The sequence below is a fragment of the Psychrosphaera algicola genome (assembly GCF_028401425.1).
GTDB classification, from domain to species: domain Bacteria; phylum Pseudomonadota; class Gammaproteobacteria; order Enterobacterales; family Alteromonadaceae; genus Psychrosphaera; species Psychrosphaera algicola.
Genome location: NZ_JAQOMS010000002.1, coordinates 4,274,965 through 4,286,847 on the forward strand (window position 1 = coordinate 4,274,965; position 11,883 = coordinate 4,286,847).

Genomic DNA, 11,883 nt, shown 5'->3' on the forward strand with positions numbered 1-11,883 from the left:
CGCTTTGGCTCTTTTGGGATGACGTTTTTCTGCTGACTTGTAGTTAACAATGACGTTTTTCAGTTGATTTGTAGTTAACAATGACGGTTTTTGTTCTGGACTAATAAGCCGTTTCAAGCAAAATTAACGCTTTACGACGTAGTTAGAAGATAGCAACATTCTTTATAATGCGGTGGGTACAAAAAAGGCCGTGCTATATAGACAACGGCCTGTTGTAGTACTAAGTCACATAAACCTAGTTAATGGGTGAAATCTCCAAGTGGAATTGTAAGCATGACACCGAGGTGAGAATTTTCACTGGTAATGAACGCGTTGAGAGTTAATCCAATCCCAACGTATTTACCAAATACTGCACTTAGATGGAGGGGCAGGCCCACTCTATAGCCTTCGACACTATCACAAAGGTCATAGGTCGAACTTCCCCATCCACCAGAGGGACTCTTTTCTGTAAAACAATTACTTGTCCAGGTCCCTTTAGCAAGCCCAAGACCAACGCCAGCTTCAAAATAACCTAAACGTTTAGTCGAGGTCCAATTTTTGGTGATAGCAATTGTTTTAACTTCTGGGTTTAAGATTTTGTCATTAGCTCGATCTTTGGCATAAGACAAAATACGAAAATCTTCATAATTACTGAACTCTATTGCCCAATTGGATTTAAGATCACCGAATTTAATGTTTGTTTTTACGCCCATTAAATCTTCTCCACCGCCACCGAAACTAAGCTCCAGCCATGAATTTGTGTTTTCTGCAGTTGCAGGGTTTGTGAATACAGTAAGTCCTAACAATATTGTTGATAATAAACGCATAAAACATCCATATTTGTCAGCAAGTTTGCCGAGTTGTAATGTATAAAAAAGGGTTGTTGAATATATTCAACAACCCCAGTTTCAATTCCATTTGTTAAGGAACTGAGTGTTAGTCGTCTTCCGCTGATTGAGATTCAGCTGGGGACAATGGGTGCGAAACTAAACGTATGCTATCGAAAAATGCTTCTGTACCTTCAGCAGGCATTCCTTGATAACTTAGTTCAAACTCATCCACTCGGATCTCTGCGCCAGTTGTTGTTTTAAACTGTGCAAATACCGTTAAGCTAGTATTAGGCCCACTATTAAAAGATAGGCTGTCTTTATAAAAACTATCATCACCTTTTTCATTACCAGCGCTCTTTAACTCTGAATAAACAGAATCTTTTTGAGCGACCCAGCTTGATGAATCGGAAATGTCAGTGGCTGATGATACGCCAAATACAATAGACGAGTCATTATTGTCACTTTTGTACAAATTGTATATAGATAGGTTATAGCTTGTATTTGCTTCTACAGTTACAGTTTGGGCAATATACGGGTCATGTGGCGTACCTGAATCATCAGAGTTATACTTAAATTTGATTGACCCATCGGCGCCACCAGAGGAGTTGCTTGAGTCTTGTACCTGACCAATACCTGTACCTTCAACTACTGTCCAATCGTCCTGATCGTCATCAAAGTTTGGATTTAGGATAGCCGCTTTATTAGTCACCATATCATCCACAGATGCTGTGATCACAGCTGAAGTACCATTGCCAGAATTAAAGCTAACAGAGCTAAACCCATAACTACTCGACGTTCGTTCAGCAGCATAGGTTTGACCATCAACGGTAACAGCGAGTTTCGCTGAACCTTTCATAAATGCAGACAACGTATAGTTTGTATTTGCCGTAACGGTTACCGTTTGACTCACTGCTGCCGAATTACTATCTAAAACTAAGCTGTTTCCACGAGAGAATACATCGTCGTTTGTTGTAATTGCTGCGCCAGTGCCACCAGTGTCAGTCCAACCGGTCAAATCACCGCTGTCAAAGTCATGATTCGCGATATTAACACTTTGTACATAGACTTTTCCTGGCGTAGGGCGATAGCCTTTTGGACCTACATCAGCTGAGGAAAGTGGCGTCAATGACGCAGTATCGGCAATATCTTCGTTAGCACCTGATGGTGTCGAACCTGAGCGCGGTTGACCATCAATATCGGTGGTAGGCAATGAGAAATCTCCGGTATCAACATTTAAATCAGCAAAAATGTCAGGCGTATTTGAACTGCTTCGATAAATAGTATCTGCGCCTCGTTCAAACATGACGTCTACATAATTAAACCCTGATGTATTCGCTTCTGTCACATCATCATTATCAGAAAAACCTTGACCAAATACGTAATTACCAGCAAAAGTTGAACTACTCGGCATGTCTTCGCCATTAGTGCGGATTACTGGCCCGATTGCATCTGCGATAATGTTATTGACAAAATATACGCCTTCAGGTGCTTCGTCGTTTTTGCCACCGTAGACATTCAGGCTGTTTACGCTATCCACAATTGTATTGTGGGCAACTAATACGTTTTCGACGTTTTGATACCCGTTTTCAGTGTCTTCTGCGCCATCACCAGCGGTTAAAACGATCCCACCGTTCCAGTTAGAACTTAGGTATCTTGCCCCTGAACGTAGTTGTTAACAACCGTATGACCATCATCAACTAAACGAATACCACCTGAGAATGGGTTGTCATCACCAAATACGAAGTTATTGCTAATTGTTGCTCTAGCGCCATGACGGTTAACAATTGAACCATTACTGTCTCGAATGGTATTGTTGCGAATGGTATTGTCTGCCGATTTGTTTGAAATAACCTCAGCTTCACCTTGAATACGTTCAAAGTAATTATTTTCAAGCGTGGAAAAGGATGGAGCGGAGTGAGTCGTACTCAATCCTAATCGCACACCTTCGTATTCATTGTCACTACTGCCAGCATAACCACGACCAAATGCCGGTGGACGGTCGCCAAAGTAGTTGTAGTCTATTTGGGCACGATCTTCAGGGAAGCCACTTGTTGCAAATGTATCCTCATCAATCCAACGAGGAAGAACTAATAGAGCGCCTCGTGACTCTTTTCCAGAGAACCAACTGTGGTCGATACGGTTATATTGACCATAATATTCGACCCATTTTGAGCTGCTAAAGTCGCCACCGTCCATATCGATAATAGAGACTTCAGTTACTCGACAATAATTACAATAGGTCTCTTTTTCAAACTTGATAATTGAGCTGCCAGTTTCGCCGTCTCTGAAGACAAAACCTTGGATAACAACGTGTTCGCCCCCAATGCGCACAGAAATTTCACCATTATTAATAATCGCTTTCCCAGGATGCTCAGCGGCGACTGTAATTGGTTTATCGGCGGTTCCCATGCCTTCAACTCGTAACTCTAGGTCTCCAGAGTAAGTACCATCGGCAAGACATAAGGTATCTCCAGCAACTAAATCTTCTGCTGCATCTTCTAAAGCCGAAACAGAACTTACTGTTTGCGTACAATTTACAACGGGCACTGCATCGGTATATCCGTCGATATGGTTGCCGCCTTCTGCGGCACTAAAGCCATTTGAAGTGCTTACAACGGCTGCGCCTTTTATCGTAATAACCAAATCGGTTGTTGTATTATCTGTCGAAGTTACGGTTATTGTATCGGTAAGCGTATCGTTTTCACCTAATAGAGCTGCTACCGATGAATTTGTTTCATCAACTGAATATGTCCATTCGCCATTGGCATTTATTGAAAATGTGCCGTAAGTGGTTACGACATCAGTTTGAATTTGAGCTGCACTTTCTCCGTCGTCAGCATCACTAATGGTGATTGTTCCCGTAATATCGTCTGTCGTATCATTTGTAACACTAGCGGTGAGATCACCACTAAAAGTCGCTGCTGAGTTTTGAGCTACAACACCTGAGATAGTGACCGCGATTGTACCTGTTGTGCCATCTGCTGTAGTGATAGTAATAGAGTCAGTTAAGGTGGCTGTCGCAGCGAGTGAAACAACAGCAGCGTTTGTCACGTTCAACTTATAAGTCCAAGGCACCAGTTGTTGTAATTGAAAATGTGCCGTAAGTTGTTTCCATATCCGTTTGCGCTTCAACTTGAGCTTCATCGGTATCAGGGTCGGTAATGGTTAATGAGCCAGTAACGTCATCTACATTATCACTATTGATTGACGCGGTCATATCACCACCGATAGAAGCGGCGGTGTTAACAGCAGCAATACCGTTAATGGTCACTTCAATAACGCTAGTAGTACCGTCTTTGGAGGTAATCGTAATAAAATCGGTTAAGGTTGCATCTGAGGTTAATGAAGTAACGTCGCTATTTGTGACATCTAATTCATAAGTCCATGCGCCCGACTCGGTAATTGAAAAGGTGCCATAGGTTGTTTTAGTGTTGGTTTGGCTAACAATATTTGCCTCGCCTTCATCTTCATCAATAACCGTCAAAGCGTTGTTTGAATTAGGTACATTGATATCAATTACCGCAGAAGAAACACCCGAAAATGTCGCTGGTGTATTTTCAGCATCATCACTTGTGCTACAGCCTCCAAGCGCAAGCAATACCAGAGTTGAGAGTAGTTTTTTATCCATTATTTGTTCCCTACCTTAATGTGATTGTAATCATGACCTTTTGTGAATCGCGAGCCTGTTATCGCTGGGTAAAATTATCTTTTGCAAAATCATAGAGTGAGTTTTACTAAAAGCTAATATCATTTTGATTAACCTCTATTTATCAAAATGCTCAACGGATAATGGTCTATTCAAAAGGGCATTTAGTTTTTATTATTTTTAATTCTCTGACGATTCAATAGTGCGATGTATTGGACGATCAGGAGATAAAAAAATAGCGCTGAATAAATGCAGCGCTATTTTAATATTTTGCTTATCGATAAATATCCGTACTCTATTACTCTTTAACTACAACAACTTCAGCTGAGTTAGAGTTATAAGGAGAGTCGGTGTTATCAGTGTCAAGCGATACGCCTTCAGCATAACCTTCAAAGTCATCTTCGAACGCTACAGTTGTACCTGCTAAGTCAGAGTAGATTTTGATGTTATCAATGTAATATGCAGCAGTTGGCAAAGTTGAACCATTGTCGCCCAATTTAAATATCGCATATCGAACACCGGTCATAACATCACTAGGTGAGCTAGATGCAGATGAGAAAGCGTCAGTTGTTACGCTAGTGCCATTAATCGTAATAGTCACAAGCGGGGTAACCGCATCAGTTGCATCAGATGCATCCCATGTCATTTCAACTTGGTTCCATTGACTAAGGAACAAATGGCACTGTTACATCGATGTCATCTTGGTCGCGGATAACAAATTTGTCGGCTTGGATACGTAAATCGACAATCGCATTACTTGTGCTAGTTGATTCACCATAAAGACCAATGTATGCATCTTTTGCTACGCCCTCTGAGGTTTCAGCCATGTCATCTTTCCAGAATGATACAGTTAGTTTACCTTCAGAAATTGCATCACTAAGTTTGTAACGTAATTCACCAGCATCATCTGTCATTGAGTCGGTGATTTTTGCCATTTGATTATCAACTGGGTCGACAGGGTCTACCGAGTCACCACCTTTAGTGACTTCTGCAACTACGGCTTCTGCCGTGTTTGAGTTGTATGGAGACGCAGTATTATCGTCATCTAGTGAATCACCTACGTTGTAACTTTCAAAGTCGTCTTCAAACGCGACAGTTGTGCCAGCAATATCAGAATAGATTTTAATGTCGTCAATGTAATACGCAGCGCTAGGGATGGTTGAACCATTGTCGCCTAATTTAAAGATTGCGTAACGAACTCCGCCTAATACGTCACTAGGTGATGAAGACGCTGAAGAAAATGCGTCAGTTGTCACACTTGTACCATTAATCGTAACAGTCAGCATTGGTGTAACAGTATCTGATGCAGAAGAGGCATCCCATGTCATTTCAACATCTGTCCAAACACTAAGGAGTAAACGGAATCGAAACGTCGATATCGTCTTGATCTCGAATTACGAATTTGTCAGATTGAATACGCAAATCGATTATTGCATTACTCGTGCTTGTTGATTCACCATATAGTCCGATGTATGCATCTTTTGCAGTACCGTCTGATGTTTCCGCTTTATCGTCTTTAAAGAATGAAACCGTTAATTTGCCTTCTGAGATAGCATCACTAAGCTTGTATCTTAGTTCACCAGCATCGTCAGTCATGCTATCTGTGATTTTCGCGACCTTAGTTGTAACTGCAACATTAGATACACCGGTAATGGTTACCATTACACTAGACGTTGTACCGTCCGCTGATGTAATCGTAAGCGTATCGGTTACGGTATCACTTTCGCCATCTAAAGAAGAGATTGTGCTATTTGAAGTATCTAAAGCATATGTCCACTCACCAGTTGTAGCGATAGAAAACGTACCGTACATAGCGACAACGTCAGTTTGCGCTTCAAGTACCGCTTCGCCTTCATCGTTATCCGTTACCACTACCGTTCCCATAACAACATCGGTAATGTTGTTTTTAACAACAGCTGAGCGGTCACCACTAAATGAAGCTGGCGTTGTTAGGCCGATGACGGGATCAGTTTCATTTGATTTAATGACTTCAGAAAAGTTGTCATTATCTGTGTAAGAAACGGTAACTGTAATTTCAGCGGTCGCTAGGTCTTCAGTAAGAACCAATGTTTCAGATGTTGCACCAGAAATAACTACGTCGCCTGCCATCCAAGTGTAGGTAATGTTTGCAGCGTCAACGCCATTAACATCACTAACGGCTGCAGTTAATGTTTCACCTACTAAAGCAGTACCTGATAATGTCACTTGGCCAAATGAATTGCCTACTTTTTCAGATGTTGTGTCGTCAGAACAGCCCGCAACTGCTAATGCAATTACAGACATTGCAAATAACTTTTTCATTATAGTCTTCCTGTTGATTTTATATTTTTATGTCAATACTTAGAAATTGGTAATTGCCAAATTTCTAACCAATGTGTTTCCAGTATTAAATTGGAAAACCAGATTGTCAACCAAAATATATGATCATTTTGTCAATCAATAACTATTTGGCAGTGCGGTTTGTAAACCTATAACTAATCTTGTTTTTGTAGTGCGTTGATTTTATTTGTTAAATTTTATTATTGTTCTTTGCGGTTAATGGTTAACCATTTTTATTTTGGTCGTTACTTTTTTATAAAAATAGTAATTTGGTGGTAACTGTTAAAAATATGTCGAACGTAAAAACAAAGGTTCACCAATCTAAAAATAGTAATGTAAACTTCCATTTGGTTTGTTTAAGTTGTTGTATTTATTGATTATATGTTTTTAATGGGTGGTTTTTATATTTCACTAATAACAGCTGCAATCAAAATTACTTTGTAATAAGTATTGCTTTATTTCGGTGAGTTTAGGTCTGTCAATTTGGTAAATTAGTATAATAAATGGTCAGTTATTAATGAAGCGATTACGTCTTTTTAATAGATTGATTTGTCGTTTTGATAATGATTATTTAGTGAGTTATATAACTTTTTACAAGTCTAAATCACCTGTTTTATTCGTGGGTAATGTGCCTTTTATATTTTTATATTGTTTAAATACAAGATGTTATAGGGTTTGTTGTCTATGTGGTTAATTGGTAATTTACAATATTGGCTTTTGGTAATAACAATAAAATGACAAATGGTTAACCAAAATGGTTGACAATAGTTGGTTATGTTGTTTGAATACCGTTGTCAATATTATAAAAATAACTATGCGAGAACTTACAAATGGCAACAGTCAACAGGTTAAACAAAATCAGCCAAGTGTTGCGCCAACACAAAGGCTATCGAAACAACTTAGTATTAACATCTACACTTCTTTCATTATTGTCGTTACCAGCATTTGCTGCTGATGAAGACAAAATAGAGTCAGCTGAAGAAATAGAGGTCATTGAGGTACAGGGTTTACGTCAAACAATGACGAAATCACTTAACCGTAAAAAGAACAGTGTTGCGATTGTAGATGCGGTTGTCGCGGCCGACTTTGGTGAGTTACTCATGGGCTGTCCCTTTCTGATGTTATTGAAAATATTTCAGGTGCGTCTGGCCATAGATTAAAGGGTAGTCAGAACGAAATTTCAATCCGTGGTCTTGGTTCTTATTGGGGTTACTCAACGTTTAATAACCGCACAATTACGAATGCGGGACCGGGTCGAGCTGTTAACTTTAAAAAATTCCCTTCTGAATTGGTTGAAGGTGTCACTATATACAAGAGCCAACAGGCAGACTTAGTGGAAGGTGGTACATCAGGTACTATCGATGTTAATTCACTGCGTGCGGTTGACTACGGTAAGTCACAAACAACGATTCAAGCTACTGGTATTTATAATTCTTATTACAGCGACGTTGAAGGTGACGTTTCACCGTTCGGCGCTAAAATTGTTGCTTCAACAGTGCAACAATGGGAAACAGATTCACTTGGCGAAATGGGCTTTACATTTGGTGTTAACCATACACGTTCTTCTAACCCTGAAGAAAATTATGGCGGTAATTCACAAATGGGTGTTTGTGCATTACGCGATAATGAAGGTAATAATCTAGTAGGTGGTAGCAACTGTGCTACTGGTCAACAAGGTGTAAGTGCTGGCCGTGTAGGTCGTTCACCAGAACTTGGTATTGATTCGGATGTTGCTGATTTTGACGAAAGCTCCTTGTTCTATGTACCAAATGATGCTTATTGGCGTACCGGTGAAGACGAAGATACTCGTACGGGTGCGGTATTTACATTCCAGTGGAAGCCAAACGACGATTTAAACATCAACTTTGACTACGAATTCTCAGATCTTGAATACACTGAAAATCGTATGGAATTTGCATTAGATTCACGTCTTGACGATCTTAAAGACCACATCGTAGCTGCAGACCGTACTTTGCTTTATGCGACTGGTGAAGCACGTCCAACATTGCAAGGTGAAGTGCGAAACCAACTTGATGAATATCGTGGTGGTGGTATCGACATCGAATATTCACCAACTGATGATTTAACGATTGGTTTAGACTTATCTTATTCTGAATCATATCGTTATCGTCAACGTGATCGTACTAAATTCCGTTCAACAGAACGTTACAACTACGCTCTTGATTTCCGTGAGCGTAATGTCCCAGAATTAACTTGGTTGGACGACAATCGCTTAGGTCCAGATGACGCAGGTTATGTAGCATCAGATGTGTTTGACGCGTCCTACATGAGTAACTTCGTAAATAATGACCATGCTTATGTTGAATACCGTCGTACCCATGAAGAACGTAAAGATGACATATTGGCGTTGAACTTTGATGTTGAATACCAATTAGACAACAAATATATTTCAAGCGTTAAAGCGGGCTTCCGTTTTTCTGAAGAACACCTAATTGACTTAGTTACCAACGATGTTTCATTAGTTATTTCAGACGGTACACAAAGAAATGGCGCTAGTGATAACGAAGATAATAACTGGGACGGTTCTAATCCTGAAGCCAACTTAGCTTTAATTAATGGCATTATGGATAACTGTACAAATGACCATGTTAATAATAACTTATTCCAAGAAGAACCAAGGTGCTGGCGGCGATGCAGCGAATTTTGCAACGTATGACCATCATTGTTTTATCGGTCAAATTTTAGGTCAACTTCCGGCGCTACAGGAACTGATTATTACGATATTGGCGAACGTGAAGACGGCCGTGACGGTGCTGACCGTGACGTAACTGAAACCATAACTGCGGGCTATGTTATGGCGAACATTGATACTGAAATTGGCAGCACGCCAGTATTTGGTAACGTCGGTGTCCGAGTTGTTAAAACTGAAACACATTCTGACGGTTGGGGTGACAAAGTTCACATCACGTCTAACGAAGAGTTTGGTACATTTGATGCGGTCATTAACCCAACAGGTGATCTTGAAGCCATTACTTTGGACTCTGAGTACACAGAAGTATTACCAAGCGCTAACTTAACCTTTATGGTTACTGATGAGTTTTATGTTCGTGCCGCGGTATATCGTTCTATGTCGCGCTTCCAAATGAATGCGATGTCAGCTGGGGTAAGTTATGAAACGTGTGAAAATGAAGACGACACAATTTGTGACCCAAATACAAATACTGATTATACCGCTGTAATCAGAAGTGGTGATGCAAATGGTAACCATTTGTCGCCATATACAGCGATTAACTACGACTTATCACTAGAATATTATCCTTCAGAAGACGCGGCTCTAACAGCTGCCTTCTATAGTAAAACGTTCACCGGTGGCTATGATGTAACAACAGAATCTCGTGACATCATTGTTAGTTTAGATGGTGTTGATACTGTTTACCCAAATGTGTCACATCTTGTAAAACAAACGTCTGATGAAGAATCAACGATTCGTGGTGTTGAATTTACAGGCCAAAAACATTTTGTTGAATTACCAGAACCATTTGATGGTTTAGGTACAAAATTCGCTTGGAACTATGCTGATTCTGATTTTGTAACAGCTGAGCCTATAGTAGCTCAGGTGTTGTTCCAGATGCCAATTTATTCGGTTTCTCTAAAAACGTAGCATCTGCTTCTGTTTATTGGGAAGGCGACCAAACAACTGTGCGTTTGATGTGGAAATACCGCTCTAAATACCTACAGCCAAACAGCTTACCGTTCCCTGACCGTTCACATAGATATGTCCAAGATGCAACTTACTTGAACATGTCTGCGAAATACAAGATCAACTCAAATGTGAGTGTGTTCTTAAAAGGTCTTAACTTAACCAATACACCACAAGTTTATACTCGCGGTAATGACACTACGATTGCGGATTATTCGCGCTCAGGTGCTAAGTGGGAATTTGGTATCAAAGCTAAATTCTAATATTGAGTAGACCGGTAAATCGACGTTTAGCTAGAGATGGGTTAGAAGTCGATTGAACCAACATTTGTAGTGAATCAAGTTAAGTAAATATAAGGAAACTTTTTAAACAAACACTTGAAAAAGTTTCCAATTTTAAAGTTCCAGTGAGCTTATAAAACTCACTAAAAAATAGAATGAAGTCCTAGTGACGATAAAAAGTCGAGGTTTCATTAAACCAATTCAATTAACAAATTCATCCAATTAAGGGTGATAAATTATTCATGCTCAGACAAGCATGCGCTAATATATTTAGGAGTTTAACATGTCAAAACCTGTTATTGGTTTCATCGGCCTTGGTCTTATGGGCGGCAATATGGTCGAAAATTTACAGAAAAAAGGCTATGAGCTTAATGTAATGGACCTTAGTAAAGAAGCTGTCGCAGCATGTGTTGCTCGTGGCGCTAAAGAAGTTACTTCAGCAAAAGAATTAGCAGAATCAAGTGACATCGTAATGCTTTGTCTTACGACTTCTGCAGTAGTTGAAAAGCTTGTATATGCTGACAACGGTATCTTAGCCGGAATTAAAGAAGGCGCGGTTTTAGTTGACTTTGGAACATCTATCCCAGCGTCAACTCGTAAAATCGGTGCTGACCTTGCGAAAAAAGGCGCTGGCATGATCGACGCTCCTCTTGGCCGTACTCCTGCTCACGCTAAAGATGGTTTATTAAACATCATGGCTTCTGGTGATACTGAGACATTTAACAAAGTTAAATCAGTGTTAGAAGATCAAGGCGAAAACGTATTCCACCTAGGTGCACTTGGCGCAGGTCATACAACTAAATTGATTAATAACTTCATGGGTATGACTACGGTTTGTGCAATGTCTCAAGCATTTGCTGTTGCTGAACTTGCTGGTGTTGACCGTCAACAACTATTCGACATCATGTCAACGGGTCCTTCTAACTCTCCGTTCATGCAGTTCTGTAAAAATTACGCTGTCGACAATGTGAGTGACTTAGGTTTCTCAATTGCAAACGCAAACAAAGACTTGGGTTATTTCCTACAAATGGTGAGTGACTTAGGAACTGAATCTAAAATTGCAGAAGGTTCTTCAGCTAACTTACAAGCTGCATTTGATGCAGGCATGGGTAATGGCAACGTTCCAGAAATCTTTGATTACTTCAAGACATTAGAGAAGTAATTTAA

At 40.0% G+C, this 11,883-nt stretch carries 12 protein-coding genes; 5 read left to right on the forward strand and 7 right to left on the reverse strand.

The window, feature by feature from the left end; all coding sequences use genetic code 11:
- Positions 1 to 239: 239 nt before the first annotated feature.
- From PN838_RS23605 to PN838_RS23635, 7 genes are all read right to left on the reverse strand, one after another.
- Positions 240 to 806, reverse strand: coding sequence for a hypothetical protein (locus PN838_RS23605; protein ID WP_272182210.1), 567 nt, complete (start codon positions 804 to 806; stop codon positions 240 to 242).
- 109 nt (positions 807 to 915) lie between these two features.
- Positions 916 to 2,346 carry a carbohydrate binding domain-containing protein gene (locus tag PN838_RS23610; RefSeq protein WP_272182211.1) on the reverse strand — a complete coding sequence of 477 codons (1,431 nt, stop codon included), beginning with the start codon at positions 2,344 to 2,346 and terminating at the stop codon, positions 916 to 918.
- A 107-nt stretch (positions 2,347 to 2,453) separates the two neighbouring features.
- On the reverse strand, positions 2,454 to 3,884 hold the full coding sequence (locus PN838_RS23615) for a chondroitinase-B domain-containing protein (protein ID WP_272182212.1): 1,431 nt from the start codon (positions 3,882 to 3,884) through the stop codon (positions 2,454 to 2,456).
- The gene (locus tag PN838_RS23620) at positions 3,868 to 4,437 is read right to left on the reverse strand and encodes a VCBS domain-containing protein (RefSeq protein WP_272182213.1); all 570 of its coding nucleotides are present in this window, start codon (positions 4,435 to 4,437) and stop codon (positions 3,868 to 3,870) included. Before PN838_RS23620 ends, PN838_RS23615 begins: the two co-directional genes overlap by 17 nt.
- A 316-nt stretch (positions 4,438 to 4,753) precedes the next feature.
- On the reverse strand, positions 4,754 to 5,131 hold the full coding sequence (locus PN838_RS23625) for a hypothetical protein (RefSeq protein ID WP_502592194.1): 378 nt from the start codon (positions 5,129 to 5,131) through the stop codon (positions 4,754 to 4,756).
- Entirely contained in the window at positions 5,121 to 5,843 is a 723-nt protein-coding gene (locus PN838_RS23630) for a hypothetical protein (RefSeq protein ID WP_502592204.1), read from the reverse strand. Before PN838_RS23630 ends, PN838_RS23625 begins: the two co-directional genes overlap by 11 nt.
- Positions 5,803 to 6,756 carry a VCBS domain-containing protein gene (locus PN838_RS23635; protein WP_272182216.1) on the reverse strand — a complete coding sequence of 318 codons (954 nt, stop codon included), beginning with the start codon at positions 6,754 to 6,756 and terminating at the stop codon, positions 5,803 to 5,805. The genes PN838_RS23630 and PN838_RS23635 overlap by 41 nt, the downstream gene beginning before the upstream one ends.
- An 848-nt stretch (positions 6,757 to 7,604) precedes the next feature.
- Here PN838_RS23635 and PN838_RS23640 point away from each other — a divergent pair.
- The 5 genes from PN838_RS23640 (at position 7,605) to PN838_RS23660 (ending at position 11,878) form a co-directional block, all read left to right on the forward strand.
- Positions 7,605 to 7,934: a hypothetical protein gene (locus PN838_RS23640; RefSeq protein ID WP_272182217.1), complete on the forward strand. Its 330-nt coding sequence runs from the start codon at positions 7,605 to 7,607 to the stop codon at positions 7,932 to 7,934.
- Entirely contained in the window at positions 7,907 to 9,451 is a 1,545-nt protein-coding gene (locus PN838_RS23645; RefSeq protein ID WP_334313558.1) for a TonB-dependent receptor, read from the forward strand. The genes PN838_RS23640 and PN838_RS23645 overlap by 28 nt, the downstream gene beginning before the upstream one ends.
- A gap of 6 nt (positions 9,452 to 9,457) precedes the next feature.
- Positions 9,458 to 10,396, forward strand: a complete 939-nt coding sequence (locus PN838_RS23650; RefSeq protein ID WP_272182219.1) for a TonB-dependent receptor domain-containing protein — start codon at positions 9,458 to 9,460, stop codon at positions 10,394 to 10,396.
- Positions 10,397 to 10,434: 38 nt separating this feature from the next.
- The gene (locus PN838_RS23655; protein ID WP_272182220.1) at positions 10,435 to 10,698 is read left to right on the forward strand and encodes a TonB-dependent receptor; all 264 of its coding nucleotides are present in this window, start codon (positions 10,435 to 10,437) and stop codon (positions 10,696 to 10,698) included.
- A gap of 301 nt (positions 10,699 to 10,999) precedes the next feature.
- On the forward strand, positions 11,000 to 11,878 hold the full coding sequence (locus tag PN838_RS23660) for an NAD(P)-dependent oxidoreductase (RefSeq protein WP_272182221.1): 879 nt from the start codon (positions 11,000 to 11,002) through the stop codon (positions 11,876 to 11,878).
- Positions 11,879 to 11,883: the final 5 nt, after the last annotated feature.